Origin of the sequence: Simplicispira metamorpha, from assembly GCF_004341365.1 — a bacterium.
Taxonomy (GTDB): Bacteria; Pseudomonadota; Gammaproteobacteria; order Burkholderiales; family Burkholderiaceae_C; genus Simplicispira; species Simplicispira metamorpha.
This window is the reverse complement of the sequence record NZ_SLXH01000020.1, coordinates 35,689-60,090: the sequence shown is the minus strand read 5'-3', so window position 1 is coordinate 60,090 and position 24,402 is coordinate 35,689. Positions and strand designations below refer to the sequence as shown.

22 protein-coding genes are annotated in these 24,402 nt (G+C 63.3%); 18 read left to right on the top strand and 4 right to left on the bottom strand.

The features are described from left to right. Positions 1 to 11 precede the first annotated feature (11 nt). The 3 genes from EV674_RS11595 to EV674_RS11585 form a co-directional block, all read right to left on the bottom strand. Positions 12 to 1,394: a multicopper oxidase family protein gene (locus tag EV674_RS11595; protein ID WP_119013438.1), complete on the bottom strand. Its 1,383-nt coding sequence runs from the start codon at positions 1,392 to 1,394 to the stop codon at positions 12 to 14. Position 1,395: 1 nt separating this feature from the next. Next, positions 1,396 to 2,922: a TolC family protein gene (locus tag EV674_RS11590; protein WP_119013439.1), complete on the bottom strand. Its 1,527-nt coding sequence runs from the start codon at positions 2,920 to 2,922 to the stop codon at positions 1,396 to 1,398. Between the two features lie 128 nt (positions 2,923 to 3,050). Then, on the bottom strand, positions 3,051 to 3,548 hold the full coding sequence (locus tag EV674_RS11585) for a hypothetical protein (RefSeq protein WP_165887093.1): 498 nt from the start codon (positions 3,546 to 3,548) through the stop codon (positions 3,051 to 3,053). Between the two features lie 429 nt (positions 3,549 to 3,977). On the opposite strand from EV674_RS11585, the gene EV674_RS11580 reads away from it, so the two are divergent. The 5 genes from EV674_RS11580 to EV674_RS11560 all read left to right on the top strand — a co-directional run bounded on the left by EV674_RS11580 (position 3,978) and on the right by EV674_RS11560 (position 8,955). After that, positions 3,978 to 5,180 carry an MFS transporter gene (locus EV674_RS11580; protein ID WP_119013477.1) on the top strand — a complete coding sequence of 401 codons (1,203 nt, stop codon included), beginning with the start codon at positions 3,978 to 3,980 and terminating at the stop codon, positions 5,178 to 5,180. 191 nt (positions 5,181 to 5,371) lie between these two features. Next, positions 5,372 to 6,415 (top strand): methionine ABC transporter ATP-binding protein, encoded by a 1,044-nt coding sequence (locus tag EV674_RS11575; protein WP_119013441.1) that lies wholly within the window; start codon positions 5,372 to 5,374, stop codon positions 6,413 to 6,415. 3 nt (positions 6,416 to 6,418) lie between these two features. Then, the gene (locus EV674_RS11570) at positions 6,419 to 7,084 is read left to right on the top strand and encodes a methionine ABC transporter permease (RefSeq protein ID WP_119013442.1); all 666 of its coding nucleotides are present in this window, start codon (positions 6,419 to 6,421) and stop codon (positions 7,082 to 7,084) included. Between the two features lie 195 nt (positions 7,085 to 7,279). Next, positions 7,280 to 8,299 carry a zinc-dependent alcohol dehydrogenase family protein gene (locus EV674_RS11565; protein WP_119013443.1) on the top strand — a complete coding sequence of 340 codons (1,020 nt, stop codon included), beginning with the start codon at positions 7,280 to 7,282 and terminating at the stop codon, positions 8,297 to 8,299. Further along, the gene (locus EV674_RS11560) at positions 8,296 to 8,955 is read left to right on the top strand and encodes a dienelactone hydrolase family protein (protein WP_119013444.1); all 660 of its coding nucleotides are present in this window, start codon (positions 8,296 to 8,298) and stop codon (positions 8,953 to 8,955) included. The genes EV674_RS11565 and EV674_RS11560 overlap by 4 nt, the downstream gene beginning before the upstream one ends. 20 nt (positions 8,956 to 8,975) lie before the next feature. Here EV674_RS11560 and EV674_RS11555 read toward each other — a convergent pair whose 3' ends face one another. After that, positions 8,976 to 9,620: a phosphoribosyltransferase gene (locus EV674_RS11555; RefSeq protein WP_119013445.1), complete on the bottom strand. Its 645-nt coding sequence runs from the start codon at positions 9,618 to 9,620 to the stop codon at positions 8,976 to 8,978. Positions 9,621 to 9,820: 200 nt separating this feature from the next. On the opposite strand from EV674_RS11555, the gene EV674_RS11550 reads away from it, so the two are divergent. The 13 genes from EV674_RS11550 to EV674_RS11490 all read left to right on the top strand — a co-directional run bounded on the left by EV674_RS11550 (position 9,821) and on the right by EV674_RS11490 (position 24,395). Next, the gene (locus tag EV674_RS11550) at positions 9,821 to 10,618 is read left to right on the top strand and encodes a MetQ/NlpA family ABC transporter substrate-binding protein (RefSeq protein ID WP_119013478.1); all 798 of its coding nucleotides are present in this window, start codon (positions 9,821 to 9,823) and stop codon (positions 10,616 to 10,618) included. A gap of 31 nt (positions 10,619 to 10,649) precedes the next feature. Beyond that, positions 10,650 to 12,218 (top strand): ABC transporter substrate-binding protein, encoded by a 1,569-nt coding sequence (locus EV674_RS11545; protein ID WP_119013446.1) that lies wholly within the window; start codon positions 10,650 to 10,652, stop codon positions 12,216 to 12,218. A 155-nt stretch (positions 12,219 to 12,373) separates the two neighbouring features. Further along, the gene (locus tag EV674_RS11540; protein WP_165887092.1) at positions 12,374 to 13,564 is read left to right on the top strand and encodes an MFS transporter; all 1,191 of its coding nucleotides are present in this window, start codon (positions 12,374 to 12,376) and stop codon (positions 13,562 to 13,564) included. A 335-nt stretch (positions 13,565 to 13,899) separates the two neighbouring features. Continuing rightward, positions 13,900 to 15,231, top strand: a complete 1,332-nt coding sequence (gene aceA, locus EV674_RS11535; protein WP_119013480.1) for an isocitrate lyase — start codon at positions 13,900 to 13,902, stop codon at positions 15,229 to 15,231. A gap of 227 nt (positions 15,232 to 15,458) precedes the next feature. Continuing rightward, positions 15,459 to 15,746 (top strand): hypothetical protein, encoded by a 288-nt coding sequence (locus tag EV674_RS11530; RefSeq protein ID WP_241524946.1) that lies wholly within the window; start codon positions 15,459 to 15,461, stop codon positions 15,744 to 15,746. Beyond that, on the top strand, positions 15,743 to 16,705 hold the full coding sequence (locus EV674_RS11525; RefSeq protein WP_119013447.1) for a CapA family protein: 963 nt from the start codon (positions 15,743 to 15,745) through the stop codon (positions 16,703 to 16,705). The genes EV674_RS11530 and EV674_RS11525 overlap by 4 nt, the downstream gene beginning before the upstream one ends. A 273-nt stretch (positions 16,706 to 16,978) precedes the next feature. Further along, positions 16,979 to 18,898 (top strand): threonine--tRNA ligase, encoded by a 1,920-nt coding sequence (gene thrS / locus EV674_RS11520; protein ID WP_119013448.1) that lies wholly within the window; start codon positions 16,979 to 16,981, stop codon positions 18,896 to 18,898. 66 nt (positions 18,899 to 18,964) lie between these two features. Then, complete coding sequence (gene infC, locus EV674_RS11515; RefSeq protein ID WP_119013482.1) at positions 18,965 to 19,561, top strand: translation initiation factor IF-3; 597 nt, start codon at positions 18,965 to 18,967, stop codon at positions 19,559 to 19,561. A 185-nt stretch (positions 19,562 to 19,746) separates the two neighbouring features. Then, positions 19,747 to 19,950 carry a 50S ribosomal protein L35 gene (gene rpmI / locus EV674_RS11510; RefSeq protein WP_119013449.1) on the top strand — a complete coding sequence of 68 codons (204 nt, stop codon included), beginning with the start codon at positions 19,747 to 19,749 and terminating at the stop codon, positions 19,948 to 19,950. Between the two features lie 26 nt (positions 19,951 to 19,976). After that, complete coding sequence (rplT, locus tag EV674_RS11505; RefSeq protein ID WP_119013450.1) at positions 19,977 to 20,336, top strand: 50S ribosomal protein L20; 360 nt, start codon at positions 19,977 to 19,979, stop codon at positions 20,334 to 20,336. A gap of 101 nt (positions 20,337 to 20,437) precedes the next feature. After that, on the top strand, positions 20,438 to 21,490 hold the full coding sequence (gene pheS / locus EV674_RS11500) for a phenylalanine--tRNA ligase subunit alpha (RefSeq protein ID WP_119013451.1): 1,053 nt from the start codon (positions 20,438 to 20,440) through the stop codon (positions 21,488 to 21,490). A 120-nt stretch (positions 21,491 to 21,610) separates the two neighbouring features. Continuing rightward, entirely contained in the window at positions 21,611 to 24,049 is a 2,439-nt protein-coding gene (pheT, locus tag EV674_RS11495) for a phenylalanine--tRNA ligase subunit beta (RefSeq protein ID WP_119013452.1), read from the top strand. Between the two features lie 19 nt (positions 24,050 to 24,068). Then, complete coding sequence (locus EV674_RS11490) at positions 24,069 to 24,395, top strand: integration host factor subunit alpha (protein WP_119013453.1); 327 nt, start codon at positions 24,069 to 24,071, stop codon at positions 24,393 to 24,395. Positions 24,396 to 24,402: the final 7 nt, after the last annotated feature.

The window sequence follows — 24,402 nt, the reverse complement described above, 5'->3', positions numbered from 1 at the left end:
CGGGGGTGTATTCAGTGTGGGTGAGCGCCAGCAGAGGGCTTGCGCGCATGGGCGGCGCCGGGTGCGGTGCCCGGTGCGTCTGCCCGTGCGGGGCGCGGGGTGTTGGCCGGGGCACCTTGCCACTCGTAGGCGCGCGTACCCGGTGGCTGGTTGAAGTGGCCCGGATCGCTGTAGTCGCCCGCAGGCTGGTTGGCGCGCACTTTGAGCGTGGTGAACATGCCGCCCATTTCCAGCGGCCCGAAGGGGCCGGTGCCGGTCATCATGGGGTGGGTGTTGTCGGGCAGGGGCATTTCCATGGCACCCATCTCTGCCATGCCGTGCTCGCCCATTGCCATGTAATCGGGGACGATTTTCTGGATTTTGCTGACCAGATCCGCCTGCCCAACGCCCACCATGGTGGGCACGCTGTGCCCCATGGCGCCCATGGTGTGGTGGCTTTTGTGGCAGTGCAGGGCCCAGTCGCCGGGCTCGTCGGCAATGAAATCGACCTGCCGCATCTGGCCCACGGCCACGTCGGTGGTTACTTCGGGCCAGCGTGCGCTGGGCGGCACGGGGCCGCCATCGGTGCCGGTCACCTCGAACTCGTGGCCGTGGAGGTGGATGGGGTGGTTGGTCATGGTGAGGTTGCCCACGCGGATGCGCACGCGCTCGCCTTGGCGGGCCACCAGCGGGCTGATGGCCGGAAACACCCGGCTGTTCCAGCACCAGATGTTGTGCTCCAGCATGGTGTTGACTTGGGGCGTCATGCTGCCGGGCTCCACATCAAACGCGTTGAGTAAAAAGGCGTAGTCGCGCTGCACCTTGGCGATGTGCGGGTGGCTGCCTTTGGGGTGGGTGATCCACAGCCCCATCATGCCCATGGCCATCTGCACCATCTCGTCGGCATGCGGGTGGTACATGAAGGTGCCGGGGCGGCGCGCCACAAACTCGTACACGAAGGTCTTGCCGGGCTGGATGGCGGGCTGGGTGAGGCCGCCCACGCCGTCCATGCCATTGGGCAGGCGCTGGCCGTGCCAGTGGATGGTGGTGTGCTCGGGCAGGCGGTTGGTGACGAAGATGCGCACGCGATCGCCCTCGACCACCTCGATGGTGGGGCCGGGGCTCTGGCCGTTGTAGCCCCACATGTTGACCATGAAACCGGGCGCCACTTCGCGCACCACGGGCTCGGCCACCAGGTGGAACTCTTTCACGCCCGCGTTCATGCGCCAGGGCGCTGTCCAGCCGTTGAGCGTGACCACCGGGTGGTAGGGGCGGCCCGTGGGCGGGTGCAGTGGCGGTGCGGTATCGGCGCTGGTTTGCATGGCGGGCTCGGGCAGCGCGGCCAGGGCCACGCGGCTGACGGAGGCGGCGGCGACCGCCGTGGCGGCGCCGGAGAAGAAGTTGCGGCGGTTCATGTCAGTGGCCTTGGGAAGTGGAGGGAGCGGTGGCACCGGGGCTCAGGCCCTGCAAGGCGCCCGGCGAGGTGCCCGTGAGGGCCAATTGCAGGTCGGTATCGGCCAGCCAGAAGTCGCGCTGGGCGTTGATGGCATCCGCGACGGCTTGCGTGCTGGCACGGGCCTGGGCCAGCAGTTCCCACACGCTGGCCAGCATGCCGTTGTAGCGCAGGGTGGTTTCCTCGGTGATGAATTGGCGCAGCGGCAGCACCTCGGTTTGTTGCTGGCGCGCCAGGTCGAGCGCGGTGCGGTAGGTGTGCCAGGCGGCGCGCACTTCGCTGCGGGCGCGCACGGCGGTGTCTTGCAACTGGGCCGATGCTTGCTCTACCTCGGCCTGCGAACGGCTGCGGGCGGCGCCGCCCCAGTCGAACAGGGGCAGGGGCAGCTCCAGTTCCCAGCCGCGCTGCACGTCGCGGTGGCCGCTGGCGCGTTCGGTGGCGGTGTTGCGGCTATAGGCCACACCGACGTTGCCCCACACGGCGCCCGCGCGGCTCCAGCCCTGGCGCTGGGCCAGGGTGTCGAGCTGGCGGCGTGCGGCCTGCACGTCCAGGCGCTCGCGCAGGGCGGTGGCTTCGAGGTCGTCGGCGCTCCAGGCGCTGGTGGGCAGTGGCGGTAGCTGCTGGGCCAACGGGTACTGCGCCGATTCGCCCCACACGCCCAGGCGGTGGTGGAGCTGCTCGCGCTCGGTGGCGGCGGTCAGGCGGGCGCGGGCCAGTTGGGCGCGGGCTTGGTGCAGCACGGCCTGTTCGCGCGCTTGTTGCAGGCGGCTCCAGTTGCCCGCACGCACCATGCGCTGGGCCAGCTCGGCACCGGCCTCGGCGGCTTCGACCATGCGCTCGTGTGTGGCCGCCACCTGCTCGGCAGCGACGGCGCGCAGCCAGGCGCGGCGGGTGTCGGCCGCCAGCGTGACCACGTCTTGCGCCGCTTGCAGCGTAGCCAGGTGCAGGCGTTCGGCCTGCCGTGCGCTGCGCCAGGGCAGGGTGATGAGATCGAGCAGGCCAAAGGACAGGCTGCGTTCGATTTCGCGCTCGTGGCCGTTGGCAAAGCGCCCCAGGGTCAGGTGTGGGTTGGGCAGCGTGAGGGCCTGCACGCGCTCGGCATCGGCCACGCCCAGCGCGGCCAGCCGCTCTTGCAGGCCGGGGTTGTTGAGCAGGGCGATGCGCACGGCGGTGTCTTGCGTCAGGGGCTGTGCCAGCCAACCTGCGATGGCCTGCTGCGCCTGGGCGCGGGCGGCGGGGTTGGTGCCTGGCAGGGCGGCGTCCACACCCCCGGTGCGGCCTGCGGTGAGTGCGGCCACGTCACTGCGCAGGCCGTCCGGCGAGACACTGGCGCAGCCCGCCAGCACGGCGGCTGCGCCCAGCAGGGACAGGCGCCGCCAGGGCGGTGGTCGGCGCGGCGACGGGGCCGGTGCCCGCAGCGCCAGCGCAGCCGCGAGGGGGGCGCCGCGCCGGGCACCGGTACGGGGGTAAAAAATGGAGAAGAACGACATCGAAAGCTCCTGAAAACGCTGCGCAGCGTGTACCCAGCCCGCATGGGCGGGTGCCGGGTACACCAAGGGCGGCGCGTGCCGGGGCACGCGCTGGGGCGGCACGCCAGTGCACGCACCCGTTGGCAGGCTCAGGAGATGGGGGGTTTGATGTCCTGCGCCGCGCAGGCGCTGGAGAAGCAGGCGTCGCGCTGTGGCGGCGCTGTGGCCACCGGGGGGACGATGGCGCTGGCAGGCAGGGCGGCGGCCAGCACCGACGAGTAGCAAATATCGCAGGCCGTGCAGGCGGGGCCGTGGCCCGCGTCGCAACTGGCGTCGGCATCGCCGTGGGCGTTGGCGTCGGGTGTGGCGTGGGCTGCGGCTGGCAGCGTGGTGCAGTGGGCAGGGATGGCCGCGTTCTGGGCGGCGTCAGCTGGTGCTGTGGCGGTGCCGGAGTGCCGCTCGCCGCCGCTGCCCGCGCTGTGGGCTGGGGTGGTGGCACCGGCGTCTGCCAGGTGCCCGTGCTGCGCCAGATCGCCAGCGCTGGCGTGGTGCTGCTGCTGTGCGCTGGTCATAGGCTGTGGGGCCGATCCGGGCCACGCCTCGTAGGCCATGGCGTTGCCCACCAGTCCACGCAGAACCAGCAGCACAACCATCCACAGATAAAAAGCACGGCGCATCCGCTAATGATAGGGCGCGCTGGCAATGGTTCCCGCCCCGCCGGGTGCGCGGTGCAGGCCACAGTCGTTGGGGGCTGCGCAGACAAAGCAATGCCCATTTGGAGCCAAATCGGCTTCCAGCCCTTGCGGGGCTTGCGCTAGCAGCTCACCTTTTTGATAAAAACCGGGGCGCTGCAATGCCTGCGCAGCGCGCGTACCATGGCGGCCCGTGTTGTTTGGAGCGGCCCGCTGCCGGTGGGCCTTGTGTGCTGTCGTGCTGGATTTTTCCTTTTCTTTTGCCTCTCGGCCCGAGTGCCCGATCCCTTCTGCCTGCCCCCAGGCCCTTTGCCGGGCGCCGCGCTGCGCGGCTCAGCCACCGCAGGGGGCGCCATGCCCAGCGCCGTGACCCAGGACACCGTGATGCTGCGCACTATCGGCCTGGCGGCCTTTGCCAGCATGGCCGCCATGCGTGTGTGCGACCCCATGCTGGTGACGCTGTCGCAGGAGTTTGCGGTGACTACGGGCGATGCCTCTGCCGTGGTGGCCGCGTTTGCCGTGGCCTACGGCGTGTTGCAGCTGTTCTACGGCCCGCTGGGCGACCGCATCGGCAAGCTGCGGGTGATTGCGGCGGCGGCTTCGGGCTGTGCGGTGTTCAGCGCCATCACCGCGCTGGCGCCCAGCCTGACGCTGCTGGTGCTGGCGCGCGCGGCCATGGGTGCGGCGGCGGCGGGCATCATCCCGCTGTCCATGGCCTGGATTGGCGACCAGGTGCCCTACGCCCAGCGCCAAGAGGCCCTGGCCCGGCTGATGGGCGCCACCGTCTCGGGGATGATGTTTGGCCAGTGGTTTGGCGGCTTTGCGGCACAAAACTGGGGCTGGCGCAGTGCGTTTGCTGCGCTGGCGCTGTTGTTTGCACTGGCAGCGGCAGGTTTGTTGCGCCAGTTGCGCGGTGGGCAGGGCGCTGCGGTGCCTGCGCCCGGTTCGGCTGCGGGTACTGGAGCGGCCACAGCTACAGAGGCTGCGGCACCACCGGCATCGGCGCTCTCCTATGTCCAAAAAACGCTGGCCTTGCTGCGCGTGCCCCGGGTGCGCTGGGTGCTCACGGTCACGGCCATTGAGGGCGCCTGCGCGTTTGGCACGCTGGCCTTTGTGCCCAGCCGCCTCATCGACGGCTTTGGCCTGAGCGCCTCGGCAGCGGGCGCGGTGATGGTGCTGTATGGCGTGGGCGGGCTGTGCTACAGCCTGTTCGCGCGGCGCTGGCTGGCTGCTTTGGGCGAACGCGGCCTGGCCCTGACCGGCGGCACGCTGCTGGCGGCGGGTCTGCTGGCGCTGGCCTGGTCGCCCTGGATAGCGGGCGCGGTGGCTGGGTGCTTTGCCTCGGGCCTGGGCTTTTACATGCTGCACAACACCTTGCAAACCCAGGCCACGCAGATGACGCCCGAGGCCCGGGGCACGGCGGTTACGCTGTTTGCCTGCCTGTTGTTTCTGGGGCAGTCCTGCGGCGTGCTGGTCATGGCCGCCAGCGTGGACCGGGGCCTGCTGGCGCCCATGTTCACCCTGGCGGCGCTGGGGGTCGGGGTGCTGGGCGTACTGGTGTCGCGCAAACTGCACGCTTGGTCATGATGGCAACGGCCCTGGGGTGGTTTTGCGGGTTTACCCTTGGAATTCGCGGTTTGCCAGGGTTTGTTATTACTGAATAACGAAATGCTTTGGCCTCTTATGCCAAAGCATTACATTACTGCCCTGCCCAACTTCACGCGCCGCCGCCTGCCTGGTGCCCCGCAACACCGGCACGGGCGCGGCGCTTTGCTTCCATGATCGACTTACGGGGTATCACCCAGATTTACCAGGGCCCACAAGGCCCGGTCGAGGCCCTGCGCGGCATCGACCTGCACATCACGCCGGGCGAAGTGTTCGGCATCATCGGGCGCAGCGGCGCGGGCAAAAGCTCGCTGGTGCGCGTGATCAACCTGCTCAACCGGCCCACGCGCGGCGAAGTGATCGTGGCCGGGCGCGACCTGACCCTGCTGTCAGATGCCGACCTGCGCGCCGCGCGCCGCGACATCGGCATGGTGTTCCAGCACTTCAACCTGCTGTCTTCGCGCACGGTGTTTGACAACGCCGCGCTGCCGCTGGAGCTGGCCGGCATGGACAAGGCCGCCATCCGCCAGCGCGTAGGCCCACTGCTGGAGCTGGTGGGGTTGAGCGCCCTGGCCGACCGTTACCCGGCGCAGATCAGCGGCGGGCAAAAGCAGCGCGTGGGCATTGCGCGCGCGCTGGCCAGCCACCCCAAGGTGCTGCTGAGCGACGAGGCCACCTCGGCGCTTGACCCCGAAACCACGCGCTCCATCCTCGACCTGCTGCGCCAGGTGAACCAGGAAATGGGCCTGACGGTGGTGCTCATCACCCACCAGATGCAGGTCATCAAGCAAATTGCCGACCGCGTGGCCGTGATCGACGCTGGCCGCATTGCCGAGCAAGGCCGCGTGCTGGAGGTGTTCACCCGCCCGCAGCAGGCCATCACCAAGAGCCTGATCGACGAGATCGTGCCGCAAGAGCTGCCCGCCAGCGTGCTGGCCCATGTGCGCAAACTCTCGGCCCAGTTGCAGGGCGGCGCGGGCCAGTTGCTGCGCCTGTCATATGCGGGCGAGAGCGCTTACCAGCCCATCCTCTCCCACATGGTGCGCGAGTTTGGCGTGGACATGAGCATCCTGCACGGCCAGGTCGATGAGATACAGAACCAGACCTTTGGCTCGCTGGCCGTGTTTGCCAGCGGCGAGGCCGAGCGGCTGCGCGCCGCGATTGCCCATTTGCGCGCTGCGGGCGTGCAGGTGGAAGAAGTGGTGAGCAAGGATTGAGCGATGTTTGAAAATTTCTCGGAAATGATGCTGGAGCTGTTTGCCACCTCGCTGTGGGAAACCATCGTCATGGTCGGCATCTCGGGCGTGGTGGGGGCGCTGATTGGCATTCCGCTGGGCGTGTTTTTGCGCCTGACCGACCAGGGCGGCGTGCTGGAGAACGGTCCGCTGAACAAAACCGTGGGCTGGATCGTGAACGCCGTGCGCTCTACGCCGTTCATCATCTTGCTGGTGGCCATCATCCCGTTCACGCGGCTGATTACGGGCTCGTCCATCGGCACGGGCGCCGCCGTGGTGCCGCTGACGCTGGCGGCCGCGCCCTTCATTGCGCGCCTGGTCGAGACCGCGCTGCGCGAGGTGGACAACGGCCTGGTCGAGGCGGCGCAATCCATGGGCGCCACCACCGGCCAGATCGTCTGGAAGATTCTGTTGCCCGAGGCGCTGCCCGGCATCGTCGCGGGCCTGACCATCAGCTTTGTCAGCCTGACGGGCTACTCTGCCATGGCGGGCGCCATTGGCGGCGGTGGTCTGGGCGACCTGGGCATCCGCTACGGCTACCAGCGCTTTCTGCCCGACATCATGCTGGCCGTGGTGGTGGTGCTGATCTTCTTCGTGCAGGCCATCCAGAGCCTGGGCGACTGGGTTGTGCGCCGCCTGAGCCACCGTTGATTGCTATTAAAAATATAGCTGCTAGCGCTCTCCTGGAAAAGGTTTGAGGCGTTTTTTACTGAAACTTTCGACATAGGCCGGGCCAAAAGTAACTTGGCTTGATGGTGCGCGCGCTTGCCGATTCCAGCGGCTTGACCCGCATGGCTGCGGGGCGGAAGATGGTGCTCTGTTCAATCCTGACAACCGGGGGTGTTCATGCGCGCCATGGTTCTGGAGCAGCCTGGCCGCCCTCTGCGGCTGACCGAGCTGGTGCAGCCCGTTCCCGGGGCGGGTCAGTTGTTGCTGGCCGTCGAGGCTTGCGGGGTGTGCCGCACCGATCTGCATTTGCTCGATGGCGAGTTGCCCGAGCCGGTGCTGCCCGTGGTGCCCGGCCATGAGATCGTGGCCCGGGTTGCGGGCCTGGGGGCCGGTGTGCAGGGCTGGCGGCTGGGCCAGCGGGTGGGGGTGCCTTGGCTGGGCTGGACTTGCGGGCAATGCCGCTTTTGCACCAGTGGCCGCGAGAACCTGTGTGGGCAGGCCCGCTTCACGGGCTACCAAATCCACGGCGGTTATGCCGACTACACACTGGCCGATGCGCGCTATTGCCTGCCCTTGCCCGAAGCGCCCGATGCCGTGCATTTGGCACCGTTGCTGTGCGCCGGTCTTATCGGCTACCGGGCGCTGCGTTTGGCGGGTGATCCGCACCGGCTTGGCGTTTATGGCTTTGGCGCGGCTGCGCACCTCATCACCCAGCTGGCGCGTGCCCAAGGCCGCGATGTCTTTGCTTTCACCCGTCCTGGCGATGGGGCCAGCCAGGAATTCGCCCGCAGCCTGGGCGCGGATTGGGCCGGGGGCACCGACGAGGCGCCGCCGCAGCCGCTGGACGCGGCCCTGGTCTTTGCGCCCGCAGGTTCTCTGGTTCCCATTGCCCTGCGGCAGCTCGACAAGGGCGGTTGCGTGGTCTGCGCGGGCATCCACATGAGCGACATTCCCGGCTTTCCCTATGCCTGGTTGTGGGGCGAGCGCAGCATCCGCTCCGTGGCCAACCTGACGCGCAGCGACGGGCTGGCGTTTTTTGAGGCCATCGGGCAGGCCCCGCTGCGCACCGAGGTGCGGGTGTTTGCACTGGAGCAGGCCAATGAAGCGCTGGCGCAGTTGCGCCAGGGCGCATTCCAGGGGGCTGCAGTACTGCGCGTGGCCTGCGGGGCGTCGACCTCTGACGGGAGGCGCCCATGAGCTTGCCACTGGAACAGCTGGTTCATATTCCCGTGGGCCAGGTGCATATCGAGGGCCTGCTGGCGCTGCCCACGGCACCTGTCGGGGTGGTGCTGTTCGCCCATGGCAGTGGCAGCAGCCGACACAGCCTGCGCAACAACTATGTGGCCGGGGTGCTGCACACGCGTGGCGTGGGCACTTTGCTGCTGGATTTGCTCACGCCCGAGGAAGACCAGGACTACCGCAGCCGCTTCGATATTTCCCTGCTGACGCAGCGGCTGTGCGTGGCAACACGCTGGCTGGCCCGGCATCCGCTCACCCAGTCTCTGCCCGTGGGCTACTTTGGTGCCAGCACCGGGGCCGCAGCGGCCCTGAGGGCGGCCACTGCACCGGGCTTTGCCATCCGTGCCGTGGTGTCGCGTGGCGGACGGCCCGACCTGGCAGGGCCCGAGGACTTGGCGCGTGTGGATTGCCCCACCCTGTTGCTGGTGGGCAGCCGTGATGAAGAGGTGCTCGAACTCAATCGGCAGGCGGCTGCGCTGATGCACTGCCCGCACCGCTTGAGCGTGGTTCCGGGCGCCACCCATTTGTTCGAGGAACCAGGCACCCTGGAGGCTGTGGCCCGGCAAGCGGCTGACTGGTTTGAAACCTGCCTGCCGCCTGATACGCCCGCCTGACCCGGTTCGCCCATGTCTCCCTATGGCTGGAGCAGGGCGATGACTTCATCGTCCTCGACCTGGGAAAAGTCCCGGTAGAACTGGCCCACGGCATGGAACTCTGCGGGCGCTTGCAGGCACAGCACCTCGTCGGCCAAGGGGCGAACCATGGCCAGCGCCTCTGGTGACGACACCGGCACGGCGCAGATCAGCTTGGCGGGATGGCGCTGGCGCAGGCCGTGCAAGGCGGCCACCATGGTGGCGCCGGTCGCCAGGCCGTCGTCCACCACGATGACGATGCGCCCCGCAGGGTTCAGGGGTGGCCGTATCGGCGTGTACTGCACCCGCCGCTGGCGGATGACTTCCAGTTGCCGCTGCTTCTCGGCGGCGATGTAGTCCTGATCGGCACCTGCCGTAGCGGCGTAGGGCGACAGATAAGTCCAGCCGCTCTCATCGACGGAGCCAATGGCGACTTCGGGCGCGAAGGGTGCGCGCAGCTTGCGCACCAGCACCACGTCGAAGTCACCCTCCAGCGCCGCCGCGAGGGATTTGGCCATGGGCACCGCACCGCGCGGTATGGCCAATACCAGCGGCTTTTTGCCACGGTAGGGCTGTAACTGCGCTGCCAGTTGGTGGGCAGCGTCGGTACGGTCGCGGAACACGGTGGCGCGGTTCGATGGGTTCATGGTGCCTGCCCTGGTTGCCGTTGGAGGTGGAAATTCCCAGCATACGGCGCGACTGCTGGAGCGACTACCGGCGCTACCCTGACCCGGCTGCGGCGGGTATTTGTTATGCCTTAAAAGATTGAAAAAATGAAAAAATAGTCGTTTGGGTTTTATAGAGTTATTTTTAAGATACAACCCATTCCTATTTGAAAGGTTTTCCTGTGAACAAGCGCTCTCTGTTGCAATCCACCTTCGCCCTGGCCTTGGTCGCCAGCTTCGGTTCCAGCGCGCTGGCCCAGGACAAGCCCCTGAAAATCGGCGTCACCGCAGGCCCGCACGCGCAGATTTTTGAGCAAGTGAAAAAAGTCGCGGCCAAGCAGGGTTTGCAGATTCAGGTGATCGAGTTCAGCGACTACGTGCAGCCCAACGCGGCCCTGGCCTCGGGCGACCTCGACGCCAACGCCTACCAGCACAAGCCCTATCTGGACGCGCAGGTCAAAGACCGGGGCTACAAGATCGTGTCGGTGGGCTACACGGTCAACTTCCCCATGGGCCTGTACTCGAAAAAGGTCAAGAGCCTGGCCGAGCTGAAAGACGGCGCCCGCTTTGGCCTGCCCAACGACCCCACCAATGGGGGCCGCGCGCTGTTGCTGCTGCAAAGCAGTGGCCTGATCAAGCTCAAGGAAGGCGCTGGCCTCAAGGCCACACCGCTGGATGTGGTGTCCAACCCGAAAAAGCTCAAGTTTGTGGAGCTGGATGCGGCCCAGTTGCCACGCTCGCTGGACGATCTGGACGCTTCGGCGGTCAACACCAACTTTGCCATCCCGGCGGGCCTGAACCCGACCAAGGATGCCATCGTGCTGGAAGATGCCAAAGGCCCCTACGTCAACCTGATTGCCGTGCGCGAGGCCGACAAAGACAAGCCCTGGGTGGTCAAGCTGCTCAAGGCCTACCATACCGAAGAAATTCGCCAGTTCATCCAGACCGAGTTCAAGGGTTCGGTGCTGCCCGGGTTCTGAGCCCGCCACTGCACTTCAGAAAGCACCACCTATGCGACACCTTCTTTGCCTTGGCCTGTTGTCCGCTTCGCTGTTGGGGGCGGCCCAGGCCCAAACTTTGCGCTGGGCCGCAGCGGGCGACCCGCTCACCCTCGATCCGTATGCCCAGAACGAGTCGCTGACCAACGTGGTCAACGGCCAGATTTATGAGTTTCTGGTGGCGCGCGACAAGCAGCTCAACATCGTCCCGCAGCTGGCCACCGAGTGGAAGCAGAACGGCCCACTGCAATGGACGTTCAAGCTGCGCCCGGGCGTCAAGTTCCACGATGGCCGCGCGTTCACGGCAGACGATGTGGTGTTCTCGCTGCAACGCGCCAAGCAGCCCACGTCGCAAATCGCCGCCTACGCCAGCGCCCTGGGCGAGGCGCGCAAGATCGATGACCTGACGGTGGAGTTCAACCTGCCGCAGTTCAACCCGGTGTTTTTGCAGCACCTCAACGCGCTCTACATCCTGAGCAAGGGTTGGGCCGAGGAGCACAAGGCCACGCAAACGCAAAACTTTGCCAGCAAGGAAGAGTCTTACGCGGCTTTCAACGCCAACGGCACCGGCCCCTGGATCGTGGAAAAACGCGAGCCCGATGTGAAAACCGTGCTCAAGCGCAACCCTAACTACTGGGGCCAGATAGAGGGCAACGTGCAGCAGGTGGTCTATACGCCCATCAAGAGCGATGCCACGCGCACGGCGGCGCTGCTCTCGGGTGAGGTGGATTTGGTGCTCGACCCGCCCCCGCGCGACCTCGATCGCCTGCGCAGCACCGCGCAGATCAAGGTGGTGGAGGGGCCGGAAAACCGCGTCCTCTACATCGGCATGGACCAGGGCCGTGATGAACTGCTGTACGGCAGCAAGGGCAAAAACCCGTTCAAGGACGTGCGCGTGCGCAAGGCGCTGTACTACGCCACCGACATCGAGACCATCAAAACCCGGCTGATGAACGGCCAGTCCAGCCCGACCGGGGCGCTCATGCCATCGCCGCTGGGCAGCTTCAACGACCCCGAGATTGAGGCGCGCCTGCCGTTTGACCTGGCCGCTGCCAAAAAGCTGCTGGCCGAAGCGGGCTACCCGCAGGGCTTTGAGTTCACCCTGGATTGCCCCAACAACCGCTACGTTAACGACGAGCGCATCTGCCAGGCGCTGGCGGCGCAGTGGGCCAAGGCCAACGTGAAGGTGCGCGTCAATGCCCAGCCCAAGGCGCTGTTCTTTGCCAAGCTGGACAAGCTCGACACTTCGGCCTACCTGTTTGGTTGGGGCGGCTCCATCACCGACCCCGAAACCACCTTCACGCCCATCTACCGCAACCGGGGTGAGAAAGGCGTGGGCGAATACAACCGGGGCAACTTCAAGGACGATGAGCTGGACGCGCTGGCCGCAGCCTCCAGCAAAGAGGCCGACCCGGACAAGCGCAAGGCGCTGATCAAACAGGTGTTCAAGCGCCACAACGACCAGGTTCACCATATTCCGCTGCACCGCCAGTACAGCGCCTGGGCCACCCGCACCAACGTGAGCGTGGTCCACCGCGCCGACAACTGGCTGGAGCTGCGCTGGGTGCGCGTGGCGCCCTGATGGCGCCGGGCTGTGGGCGCATGGCGCAGCGCCACAGCCTATTTTGCTCCTAAAAGAAGAGCTGCTTGCGCCCATTGGGCGTGCGTTTGAGGCTATTTTCATGTTAAAAGAGCCGCTTCACATTTGACTGGGGCCTTGGCAGGCCCCCATTTTTTATGCAACGCCATTGGCCCCCGTTTGCCTGGGTTTGTTTTGCGATGTGCGTGGGGGTCATGGGCACGGCCCTGGCCAGTCCGCTGTACCCGCTGTACCAGGCGCAGTGGCAACTACAGCCCAGCCACATCACCGGCATCTATGTGGCTTATATGGGCGGGGCGTTGGCCAGTTTGCTGTTTCTGGGGCGGTTGAGTGACCGGTTTGGCTTTTTGCCGGTGCTGCGCAGCGGTTTGGCGCTGGTGACGGCGGGGGTGCTGCTGTCGGCGGCGGCCTGGAGCGTGGTGTCGTTTGTCGTTAGCCGTGTGCTCATCGGCATTGCTTCGGGAATGATCACCACCTCGGCCTCCATCGGCCTGACCCAGCTCAGCCGCAGCGGCAACGTCATGCGTGCCTCTGCCATGACCAGTTTTGCCATGGCGCTGGGTTTTGGTCTGGGGCCGCTGGTGGGCGGGCTGATCGCGCAGTGGCTGCCGCAGCCCTTGGTCAGCGCCTATATCCCCAGTCTGGTGCTGGGCGGGCTGGCGTTGTACGCGCTGTTTCAGGTGCGCGTGGCGCTGCCTGCCAACGCCCCCGCCCTGACCGCCCGCGACTGGCTGCCGCGCATCACCTTGCCGCTGCCTGCCGTGCGCCGGCCTTTTCTGATCGCTTGCCTGGGGGCTTTCAGCACTTTCGGGATTTTTGGCCTGTATGCCTCGCTGGCACCGAGCTTCATGGTGCAAATGGTGCCCTGGCACGGGCCTGCCGTGAGCGGCTTGTCCATCGCCATGATTTTGTTTTTGTCGGCCGGTTTTCAGTGGCTGGCCCGCCCGGTACACACCAAAACCTGTGCCATCTGGGGGCTGGGTTTGCTGGCCGTGTGCAACCTGCTGCTGATGGCCACCACCTGGACGGGCTGGCCTGCGCTGTTTGTACTCAGCGTGCTCACCACCGCCAGCGGCCATGGCCTGGTCAACCTGGCCGGGATTGCCATCGTCAACAAGGTGGCGCAACCGCAGACGCGCTCGGGCTTGCTCTCCACGTACCTGGTGGTGGGGTACCTGGGCACCATCGTGCCTATTCTGGGTGTGGGCTGGCTGTCCGACCACCTGGGTTTGCCGGTGGCGATCATGATTTTTTGCATCGCCATGGCCGCCCTGACTACCGGGCTGGCTGTGCTGGCGCGCAACACCCCGGTCATCGAGACGGCTTGAGTGCGGCTGGACCACCAGGCCTGGGTGCCGCAGGGGGAGGAGGGCGGCGCGGCCTTGCGTTGCGCACAAGGTGGGAGGGGCATCATTTTTCGTTAAATGAAATAAATTTTCTACATAGTGAAAAAAAGGACGCTCACCATGTGCTTTTATTTTTCACAACAGAAATAAAAAATTCATATTGTGAAAATAAGATATTAAGTAATTGATTTAAAAAGAAAAATTCTTTTGTCTTATATAAGACATAAGAGGTTGCTTTAGTCTTGTATAAGACTTAAAGTTGCTCTGTGAGCGACGCACTGCCGCCCTGTAAATTCAACAACCTCTGGAGTGACCACATGCCCCAATCCCTGACCCAACAACTCAGCCGCGAACAGCAAATTGCCGCCTTGGAAAAAGACTGGGCACAAAACCCCCGCTGGAAGGGTGTCAAGCGCGGCTATAGCGCTGCTGACGTGGTGCGTCTGCGCGGTTCGCTGCCTATCGAGCACACGCTGGCCCGTCGCGGCGCTGAAAAGTTGTGGGAAAAGGTCAACGGCGGTGCCAAGAAGGGCTACGTGAATGCCTTCGGCGCTATCTCCGCCGGTCAAGCCATGCAGCAAGCCAAAGCAGGTCTGGAAGCCGTGTACCTGTCGGGCTGGCAAGTGGCTGCTGACGGCAACACGTCGGAAACCATGTACCCCGACCAGTCGCTGTACGCCTACGACTCGGTGCCCACCATGGTGCGCCGCATCAACAACACCTTCAAGCGCGCTGACGAAATCCAGTGGGGCCGTGGCATCAACCCTGGCGATGAAGGCTTCATCGACTACTTCCTGCCCATCGTGGCCGATGCCGAAGCCGGTTTCGGCGGCGTGCTCAACGCTTTCGAACTGATGAAGAACATGATCGCCGCCGGTGCTGCGGGCGTTCACTTTGAAGACCAACTGGCTGCCGTGAAGAAGTGCGGTCACATGGGCGGCAAGGTGCTGGTTCCTACGCAAGAAGCCTGCGAAAAGCTGATCTCGGCCCGTTTTGCTGCTGACGTGATGGGCGTGCCCACCATCATCTTGGCCCGTACTGACGCAGAAGCCGCCAACCTGATCACCAGCAACCACGACGCCAACGACCAGCCCTTCCTGACCGGCGAGCGCACGCAAGAAGGCTTCTACCGCGTCAAAAACGGTCTGGAACAAGCCATCAGCCGTGGCGTGGCCTACGCTCCTTACGCCGACCTGGTGTGGTGCGAAACCGGCGTGCCCGACATTGGCTTCGCCCGTGAATTTGCCCAGGCCGTGCTGGCCGCCAACCCCGGCAAGCTGCTGTCGTACAACTGCTCGCCTTCCTTCAACTGGAAGAAAAACCTCAACGACTCGCAGATCGCTTCGTTCCAGGAAGAGCTGTCGGCACTGGGCTACAAGTACCAGTTCATCACGCTGGCCGGTATCCACATCAACTGGTTCAACACCTTCCAGTTTGCCCACGCTTACGCCCGTGGCGAAGGCATGAAGCACTATGTCAACATGGTGCAAGAGCCAGAATTTGCTGCCCGCGACAAGGGTTACACCTTCGTATCGCACCAGCAAGAAGTGGGCGCAGGTTACTTCGATGACGTGACCACCGTGATCCAGGGCGGTTCTTCCTCCGTCAAGGCACTGACAGGCTCTACCGAAGAAGAGCAGTTCCACTGATATAGCAGGCCCAGGCGCTTGCCAGAGCGCCGGGTTTCTGCCCGTAGCCAGCCACCCTGCGGGGTGGCTTTTTTGCATGGAGTAGGTCGATGAATTGCTTGCCAACAAGGGTGTGTGCAGGGCTGCTGGCCGGGTTGGTGGGCTGCATGGGGTGGTCGCCGGTGTGGGCTGTGACCGTTTTGCAATGTCAGGTGACTTACGCTGGCACAACGGAGACAGTCGTCGCCATGCCCACTGAAGATCCTTATCGTGTCGCCGGGGTGGACATTGCCGGGCGTTTTCGCTTCAAGCCGGTGCTGGTGGGGCAGGGGGCGCAACTGGGGCACCTGAGCATTTATGTTTATTGGCAGACGCAGCGCCAACCGGTGCTGATACAGCAAGCCAAATACTGGCCTCCTTATCCATCCCCAGGGCCGGATGGACGCGTTGCACTCACGGGTGAGCAGCGCCTATATGCAGGGCCTATGGAGCGTGAACTGGTATACCAATGTGCTTTGATGGAGGTCGCACCATGAAATGGGCGCTGGCTTTGCTGCTTGGCCTGGCGTGCAGCTGGGGGAGTGCGGATACACCCTCGTTTTCTTTGGTGTTCGCGGGGGACACCACCTTGGACGATGCCGCAGGCGCCCTGATTGCCCGCGGCGGTGATCCACTGGCCGCCGTGGCGCCGCTCTTTGCCAGTGCCGATGTGCGCGTGGCCAACCTGGAGTGTGTGGTTGCCACCACCGGTGAGCCAGTGGACAAAAACTACACCTTTCGCGCTCACCCTCAAGTGTTGCCGGTATTGCGCCGCCATCTCGATGGCGTCACGTTGGCCAACAACCACTCGGGCGACTATGGCCGGGCGGCATTTGCCGAAATGCTGGGGTGGTTGCAGGCCGCGAATCTGGCCCAGGCAGGAGGTGGGCGCAATCTCAGTGAAGCCCATGCCCCGTGGCTGGTGGAGCTGGCTGGTTTGCGCGTGGCTTTGCTGAGTTACAACGAGTTCATGCCGCGCAGTTTTGAGGCCGACCACGATGCGCCCGGCATTGCCTGGAGCGAAGATGAGCAAGTGGTGGCCGATATCCAGCGCGCACGCCAGCAGCACCGTGCCGATCTGGTGGTGGTATTCATGCACTGGGGTTGGGAAAACGAGTCGACAGCCAACGGCAGGCAGCGGCAGCTGGCGCGCTTGCTGATCAATGCCGGAGCAGATGCCATCATTGGCGGGCACCCCCATGTCACGCAAGACGTGGAGTTGTACCAGGACAAACCCATCATCTACAGCGTGGGCAACTTCGTCATGAAAGAAACCGACAACGACCGCCAGCGCCAAGCCTGGGTGCTGCGCATGACCTTCGACCGTGCCGGGGCCAGCGGATTCAGTACCTACCCAGTGCGCCTTGACGACGACGGTATTCCGTACCCCGATCCCCATCGGCAAAGTCCTTGCTGGCAACGGGGGCAGGGCGAGCCGGACTTGTGTACCCACTGAGTAGCGTGGTGCGCTGAAGTGCCAAAAGCGCGGTGCAGTCTGTACCGGACTTTTGGCGTATTCGGGTAAAATCCAAGCAAATTTTCATTTGCATAAGAGCGAGAAAGGCAATCTGGTTATGACACCGCGAACTACATCGGAGACTTTTTCCGGCCTTTGAGGCCGGTGGTTCGCGCCTGCACGAGATTTGCCTATCCCTCCAAAGCGCGGACTTGTTCCGCGCTTTTTTTTCGAACAGCGCGCATTCATTTTTTGGATTTGACAAGGATTTTCATGATTCACATCACGCTCCCCGACGGCTCTCAGCGCGAATACCCCGGCCCTGTCACAGTGGCCGAGGTGGCCGCCTCGATTGGTGCCGGTTTGGCCAAAGCGGCGCTGGCAGGCAAGATTGGCGACAAAGTGGTCGATACCAGCTACCAAATCACGCAGGACAGCCCGTTGTCCATCGTCACTGCCAAGGACGCTGACGGCCTGGACGTGATTCGCCACTCCACCGCCCACTTGCTGGCGTATGCGGTGAAGGCGTTGTTCCCGGATGCGCAAGTCACCATCGGCCCGGTGATCGACAACGGTTTTTATTACGACTTTTCGTATAAGCGCCCGTTCACCCCTGAAGACTTGGCTGCTATCGAAAAGAAAATGGCCGAACTGGCCAACAAAGACGAGCCTGTGGTGCGTCGCGTACTGCCGCGTGACGAAGCAGTGGCCTACTTCAAAGGCTTGGGCGAGCATTACAAAGCCGAGCTGATTGCCAGCATCCCCAGCAATGAAGATGTGAGTTTGTACCGTGAAGGAGCGTTTGAAGACCTGTGCCGTGGTCCCCACGTGCCCAGCACCGGCAAGCTCAAGCACTTCAAGCTGATGAAAGTGGCAGGAGCCTACTGGCGCGGTGACCACCACAATGAGATGCTGCAACGCATTTACGGCACGGCCTGGGCCAGTAAGGATGAGCTGCAGCAGTACCTGACCCGTCTGGAAGAAGCCGAAAAGCGTGACCACCGCAAGCTGGGCCGCGAACTGGATTTGTTCCACATGGACGAACATGCCCCCGGCCTGGTGTTCTGGCACCCCAAAGGTTGGACGCTGTGGCAGGAGGTGGAGCAGTACATGCGCCGTGTGTACCGCGACAACCATTACCAAGAGGTCAAGGGCCCGCAGATTTTGGAAAAGACCCTGTGGGAAAAAACCGGCCACTGGGACAAGTACCGTGACAACATGTTCATCACCGAGTCGGAAAAGCGCGATTACGCGCTCAAACCGATGAACTGCCCTGGTCACATTCTGATCTTCAAGCAAGGCATCAAAAGCTACCGTGATCTGCCGCTGCGCTACGGTGAGTTTGGCCAGTGCCACCGCAATGAGCCTTCGGGTGGCTTACACGGCATCATGCGTGTGCGCGGCTTTACGCAGGATGATGGGCACATTTTTTGCACCGAAAACCAAATTCTGGCTGAATGCGACACCTTCACCAAGGTGCTTAAGCAGGTGTATGCAGATTTTGGCTTTACCAACATCCTGTACAAAGTCTCGACCCGTCCGGCTGCGCGCATCGGTTCGGACGAACTCTGGGACAAGGCCGAACAGGCGCTGATGGACAGCCTGCGCCATTCGGGCTGCGAGTTTGTGATTTCCGAGGGGGATGGTGCCTTTTACGGCCCGAAGATCGAATACACGCTCAAAGATGCGATTGGCCGCGAATGGCAGTGCGGCACCATACAGGTGGATTTCAACCTGAGCGAGCGCCTGGATGCCGAATATGTGGCCGAAGATGGATCGCGCAAGCGCCCGGTAATTTTGCACCGCGCCATTGTCGGTAGCCTGGAGCGTTTTATCGGGATCTTGATCGAAGAACACGCTGGTGCACTGCCCACCTGGCTGGCACCGGTGCAGGTGGCGGTGCTCAATATCACCGACAACCAGGCCGATTACTGTCGTGAAATTGCCGAAAAACTCGAAAAAGCACTGCCGCAGCACCCTTTGCGCGTAGCGCTGGACCTGCGAAACGAAAAGATTACGTATAAAATACGTGAGCATTCCATGCAGAAGCTGCCTTTCATCCTCGTCGCTGGCGACAAGGAGCGTGCAGCCGGTGCAGTCGCAGTGCGAGCTCGGGGCAATAAAGACCTTGGTGTGATGTCTATTGATGCGTTTATTGAACTCATCAGTAAGACTGTCGCTGAAAAAGCCTGATGAAAGGCTTTTGCGCTTGCGCAGTGTGCCAAAGCAGCTACGCTTTTTGTAGCATTTTGATTGAAGGTGATAGCCATAGCTACTGAATTTCGTGATCGTCGCCACCGCGAAGAGCGCAAACACCGTCTGAACCGTGAAATCATGGCGCCTGAAGTGCGTCTTTCCGGCCCTGAGAACGAGCCGCTCGGCGTGGTCAGCTTGATGGAAGCCTTGCGTATGGCAGGCGAGTTGGATGTGGATCTGGTTGAAATTGCCGCCACAGCCAACCCTCCAGTGTGCCGTCTCATGGACTATGGCAAGTTCAAGTACCTTGAGCAAAAGCGTGCTGCAGAAGCCAAAGCCAAGCAAACGGTCATTGAGATCAAGGAAGTCAAGTTTCGTCCTGGTACGGACGATGGCGACTACAACATCAAAATGCGCAACATCCGCCGTTTTTTGGCGGATGGCGACAAGTGCAAGATCACGCTGCGGTTTCGTGGCCGTGAAATCACGCACCAAGAGCTGGGTTTGGCATTGCTCAATCGCATTCGCGACGATCTGGCCGACACCATTCTGGTCGAGCAATTCCCTCGGCTGGAAGGTCGGCAGATGATCATGATGATTGCGCCTGCTCGCAAAAAAGCTTCTGCGGCCAAAACGGTCACTGAAGCGCCTGCTGAATAATCTATTGGCCTAGTGCCATTGAAATAAGCCAGGGCTGCCTGAAAAGGTGGTTCTGCTTGCAGGAAAAACAGCGCAAGCGTTTTTCCGTGATGGGCGTTATGCCTGTCGATAAAAGTGGCTCGGGGCCAACAAGTTTGCAAATCGGTTTGCAGACGCCTCACGAGCACAACTAAAGGAGCATTCACATGCCCAAAATGAAGACCAAGAGCAGCGCTAAAAAGCGCTTCCGCGTTCGTCCGGGTGGTACCGTCAAGCGCGGTCATGCCTTCAAGCGTCACATCTTGACCAAGAAGACCACCAAGAACAAGCGCCAGTTGCGTGGTATCGCCGCCGTTCATGAGACCAATATGGGTCACATGGCGCAGATGCTGCCCAAGTCGGGCCTGTAATTCACTGACGAACAAGGAGTAAATACATGCCTCGCGTCAAACGTGGTGTAACGGCCCATGCCCGTCACAAAAAAGTTCTGAAACTCGCCAAGGGTTTCCGTGGTCGCCGCGGTAACGTCTATCGCATCGCCAAACAGGCGGTGATGAAGGCTGGGCAATACGCCTACCGTGACCGTCGTAACCGCAAGCGCGTCTTCCGCCAGCTGTGGATTGCCCGTATCAACGCCGGTGCCCGTGAACTGGGCCTGACGTACAGCCAGTTCGCTAACGGCCTGAAGAAAGCCTGCATCGAAATCGACCGCAAGATGCTGGCCGATCTGGCCGTGCATGACAAGGCTGCATTCGGTAGCATCGTGGAGCAGGTCAAGGCCAAGCTGGCTGCCTGAGTTCACGGCGAACGCTATTGATTCGATAGCGTTCAGCGCACAAACAGCAAGGGCTAGAGCTTGAAAAGGCGCTAGCCCTTGTTTCTTTTTCAAGAGCGAATATGAACGAGTTGGACTCCCTGGTCGAAAGTGCGCGGCAGCTGTTTGCACAGAGTGCAACACCGGCCGATCTGGAAAATGCCAAGGCCCAGTTTTTGGGCAAGTCCGGTCGCATGACCGAACTCATGAAAGGCATGGCACAGCTTTCCGTAGAGGAAAAGAAATCGCGCGGTGCTGCCATCAACGTGGCCAAGCAAGCGATTGAAGCAGCCCTCACTGCCCGCCGCCAGGCGCTGGCCGACGCTGAACTGCAGTTGCAATTGCAGGCCGAAGCACTGGACGTGAGTTTGCCGGGCCGCCAGCGCGGTGCGGGCGGATTGCATCCGGTATCGCTGACGCTGGAACGCATCGAAGGCATTTTTGGCTCCATGGGGTTCGACGTGGCCGAAGGCCCGGAAATTGAGACCGACTGGTTCAACTTCACGGCGCTGAACACGCCCGAAGACCACCCCGCACGCTCCATGCACGACACGTTTTATGTCGAAGGTGGCCCTGCGCACGCGCCCAATTTGCTGCGCACGCACACCAGCCCGGTGCAGGTGCGTTACGCCGTGCAGCATGTGAAAAAGCACCGCGCGTTGCTGGATGCGGGCCAGGCCATGCCCGAAATCCGCGTCATCGTGCCCGGCCGTACCTACCGCGTCGATAGCGACGCCACGCATTCGCCCATGTTCCACCAGTGCGAAGGGCTGTGGATTGGCGAAAATGTCAGCTTCAAAGACCTGAAGGTCGTGTTTACCGACTTTTGCCGCACGTTCTTTGAAAGCGATGATTTGGTGTTGCGCTTTCGTCCCAGTTTTTTCCCGTTCACCGAGCCCAGTGCAGAAATCGACATCCAGTTCCAGACCGGCCCGCTGGCCGGGCGCTGGCTGGAGGTGGCTGGCTCGGGCCAGGTTCACCCCAACGTGGTGCGCAACATGGGCCTGGACCCAGAGAAATACATCGGGTTTGCCTTTGGCATGGGCCCGGATCGCCTGACCATGCTGCGTTATGGCGTGAACGACCTGCGACTGTTCTTTGACGGTGATATCCGCTTCCTGTCGCAGTTCCAATAATCAAAAAAGTGAGCTGCTAGCGCACGGCTGCACTGGGTTTCATCGTGTTTTTATGCTGAAACGACCTGCCAGTAAGCGCTACCAGCTCTCTTTTTCAGAGCACGCCAACAAAGTCTGACTATGCAATTTCCTGAATCCTGGTTGCGCGAATTCTGCAACCCGCCGCTTTCCACCCAAGAACTGGCCGACACCCTGACCATGGCGGGGCTGGAGGTCGAAGAATTACAACCGGTTGCGCCGCCGTTCACCAAAATCGTCGTCGGTGAGATCAAGGACGCGCAGCAGCACCCCAACGCCGACCGCCTGCGCGTGTGCCAGGTGGACGTGGGCCAGCCTGAGCTGCTCAATATCGTCTGCGGCGCGCCCAATGCGCGCGTGGGCATCCGCGTGCCGTGCGCGCTGGTGGGCGCTGAACTGCCGCCCGGTGAAGACGGCAAGCCTTTTCTCATCAAGGTGGGCAAGCTGCGCGGCGTAGAAAGCCAGGGCATGTTGTGCTCGGCGCGCGAGCTCAAGCTGTCTGAGGAGCATGGCGGGTTGCTGGAGCTGGCACCCGACGCCCCGCTGGGCCAGGATATCCGCGCGCACCTGAACCTGGACGACACGCTGTTCACGCTCAAGCTCACGCCCAATCTGGCCCATGCCCTGAGCGTGTACGGCATTGCCCGTGAGCTGTCCGCCCTGACCGGCGCGCCGCTCAAGCAGCCGGAGTTTCCGGCCGTGGCGCAGGCGCACACCAACCGCCTGCCCGTCAAAATCAGCGCCCCCGATTTGTGCGGCCGTTTTTCCGGGCGCATTGTGCGCGGCGTGAATCCGCGCGCCGCCACGCCGCAGTGGATGGTCGATCGCCTGGCGCGCTGTGGCCAGCGCAGCGTGGCGCCGCTGGTGGACATTTCTAACTACGTCATGTTCGAGCTGGGCCGACCCTCGCACATTTTTGACCTCGACAAAATCCACGGCGGCCTGGATGTGCGCTGGGGCCAGCCGGGCGAACAGCTCAAGCTGCTCAATGGCAACACCGTGGAGGTCGATGGCCAGGTGGGCGTGATCGCCGACGACCAGCAGGTGGAATCGCTGGCTGGCATCATGGGCGGCGATGCCACAGCGGTGTCGGACGACACGCAAAACGTCTATATCGAAGCGGCTTTTTGGTGGCCCAAGGCGATTGCCGGGCGCTCGCGCCGCTATAACTTTTCTACCGACGCCGGGCACCGCTTTGAGCGCGGTGTCGATCCCGGCCAGACGGTGGAGCACATCGAGCGCATCACCGCACTGGTGCAGGCCATTTGTGGCGGCAGCGCTGGCCCGGTCGATGATGTGCAGGTGAATGTGCCGCAGGCCCAACCCGTCACCTTGCGCGTGGCCCGCGCTGCCCGTGTGATTGGCATGCCTTTGACGCAAGCGCAGTGCGCCGACGCGCTGGCCCGCTTGGGCCTGCCGCTGGCGCAGGGCGAGGGCACCATCACCGTCACGCCGCCGTCCTACCGCTTTGATCTGACCATTGAAGAAGACCTGATCGAAGAAGTGGCGCGCATGGTGGGCTACAACCAGCTGCCCACCACGCCGCCGCTGGCGCCCATCACGCCCAAGCTGCGTGCTGAAAACCAGCGCAGTGCTTTTGCTGCGCGCCGCCAGATGGCCGCGCTGGGCTACCAGGAAACCATCAACTTCAGCTTCGTCGATGAGCGCTGGGAGCGCGAACTGGCGGGCAATGCCCAGCCGATCAAGCTGCTCAACCCGATTGCCAGCCAAATGGGCGTGATGCGCTCGTCCTTGCTGGGTTCACTGCTACAGGTTTTGAAGTTCAACCTGGACCGCCGTGCGCAGCGCGTGCGCGTCTTTGAGCTGGGCCGGGTGTTTTTGCGCGATGCCTCGGTGGCCAACACCGACTCCACCGTGGAAGGCTTTGACCAGCCCATGCGCATCGCCGGTCTGGCCTGCGGCCCAGCCGACGTGCTGCAGTGGGGACGCAAGGAGCAGGCCATCGACTTCTTTGATGTCAAAGGCGATGTGGAAGCGCTGCTGTACCCCCTGAAGGCCGAGTTTGTGCCCGCCACCCACCCGACCATGCACCCGGGCCGCTGCGCGCAGGTGCTGCTGGCGGGCCGCGCCATCGGTTTTGTCGGCGAGTTGCACCCGCAGTGGCGCCAGTCGTGGGAGCTGCCCCAGGCGCCGGTGCTGTTTGAGCTGGAACTCGATGCCGTGTTGCAGCGCGTGGTGCCCCAGTTCAAGGCCGTGCCCAAGCACCAGAGCGTGGAGCGCGATCTGGCCGTGGTGGTGGCCGAGAGTGTGACCCATGCCCAGCTGATGGCGGCGATCCACTCTGCCGTGCCCGAAGCGCTGCTGCGCGATGCGGTGCTGTTCGATGTGTACCGTCCCAAGCCAGTCAAGGGTGCTGACGCGGCCCCGACCACCGGTCTGGCGCCCGGTGAGAAGAGCCTGGCTGTGCGCCTGACGCTGGGCAGCGGCGAGGTCACGCTCACCGAGGCGGACATCGACGCCGCCGTGCAGGCAGTGGTAGCGCAACTGGCCGCCCAGACCGGCGCCAGATTGCGTGTGTAATGCGCAACGGGAGCACAGCATGACGCAATCCGGCACAGAAAGCCCCGACACACCTGCATTGACCAAGGCGCAGTTGGTCGATTTGCTGTTTGACCATGTGGGCTTGAACAAACGCGAATCCAAAGACATGGTGGATGCGTTTTTTGAGCTGATTGCGCAGCGGCTGATCGACGGTGCGGATGTGAAGTTGTCTGGTTTTGGCAATTTTCAGATACGCACCAAGGCGCCCCGGCCCGGGCGCAACCCGCGCACCGGAGAGATCATTCCGATTGGCGAGCGCCGGGTGGTGACTTTTCACGCCAGCAGCAAGCTGAAAGAGCAGATTCAGGCGGCCTCTGCTGCCTGAGCGGGTG

What these genes read in the sequence shown, in the direction of transcription:
- EV674_RS11595 (WP_119013438.1), bottom strand. Translation starts at nt 1,394, where the DNA reads ATGAACCGCCGCAACTTCTTCTCCGGCGCCGCCACGGCGGTCGCCGCC.
- EV674_RS11590 (WP_119013439.1), bottom strand. Translation starts at nt 2,922, where the DNA reads ATGTCGTTCTTCTCCATTTTTTACCCCCGTACCGGTGCCCGGCGCGGC.
- EV674_RS11580 (WP_119013477.1), top strand. Translation starts at nt 3,978, where the DNA reads ATGCTGCGCACTATCGGCCTGGCGGCCTTTGCCAGCATGGCCGCCATG.
- EV674_RS11575 (WP_119013441.1), top strand. Translation starts at nt 5,372, where the DNA reads ATGATCGACTTACGGGGTATCACCCAGATTTACCAGGGCCCACAAGGC.
- EV674_RS11570 (WP_119013442.1), top strand. Translation starts at nt 6,419, where the DNA reads ATGTTTGAAAATTTCTCGGAAATGATGCTGGAGCTGTTTGCCACCTCG.
- EV674_RS11565 (WP_119013443.1), top strand. Translation starts at nt 7,280, where the DNA reads ATGCGCGCCATGGTTCTGGAGCAGCCTGGCCGCCCTCTGCGGCTGACC.
- EV674_RS11560 (WP_119013444.1), top strand. Translation starts at nt 8,296, where the DNA reads ATGAGCTTGCCACTGGAACAGCTGGTTCATATTCCCGTGGGCCAGGTG.
- EV674_RS11555 (WP_119013445.1), bottom strand. Translation starts at nt 9,620, where the DNA reads ATGAACCCATCGAACCGCGCCACCGTGTTCCGCGACCGTACCGACGCT.
- EV674_RS11545 (WP_119013446.1), top strand. Translation starts at nt 10,650, where the DNA reads ATGCGACACCTTCTTTGCCTTGGCCTGTTGTCCGCTTCGCTGTTGGGG.
- EV674_RS11540 (WP_165887092.1), top strand. Translation starts at nt 12,374, where the DNA reads ATGCAACGCCATTGGCCCCCGTTTGCCTGGGTTTGTTTTGCGATGTGC.
- aceA (WP_119013480.1), top strand. Translation starts at nt 13,900, where the DNA reads ATGCCCCAATCCCTGACCCAACAACTCAGCCGCGAACAGCAAATTGCC.
- EV674_RS11530 (WP_241524946.1), top strand. Translation starts at nt 15,459, where the DNA reads ATGCCCACTGAAGATCCTTATCGTGTCGCCGGGGTGGACATTGCCGGG.
- EV674_RS11525 (WP_119013447.1), top strand. Translation starts at nt 15,743, where the DNA reads ATGAAATGGGCGCTGGCTTTGCTGCTTGGCCTGGCGTGCAGCTGGGGG.
- thrS (WP_119013448.1), top strand. Translation starts at nt 16,979, where the DNA reads ATGATTCACATCACGCTCCCCGACGGCTCTCAGCGCGAATACCCCGGC.
- rpmI (WP_119013449.1), top strand. Translation starts at nt 19,747, where the DNA reads ATGCCCAAAATGAAGACCAAGAGCAGCGCTAAAAAGCGCTTCCGCGTT.
- rplT (WP_119013450.1), top strand. Translation starts at nt 19,977, where the DNA reads ATGCCTCGCGTCAAACGTGGTGTAACGGCCCATGCCCGTCACAAAAAA.
- pheS (WP_119013451.1), top strand. Translation starts at nt 20,438, where the DNA reads ATGAACGAGTTGGACTCCCTGGTCGAAAGTGCGCGGCAGCTGTTTGCA.
- pheT (WP_119013452.1), top strand. Translation starts at nt 21,611, where the DNA reads ATGCAATTTCCTGAATCCTGGTTGCGCGAATTCTGCAACCCGCCGCTT.
- EV674_RS11490 (WP_119013453.1), top strand. Translation starts at nt 24,069, where the DNA reads ATGACGCAATCCGGCACAGAAAGCCCCGACACACCTGCATTGACCAAG.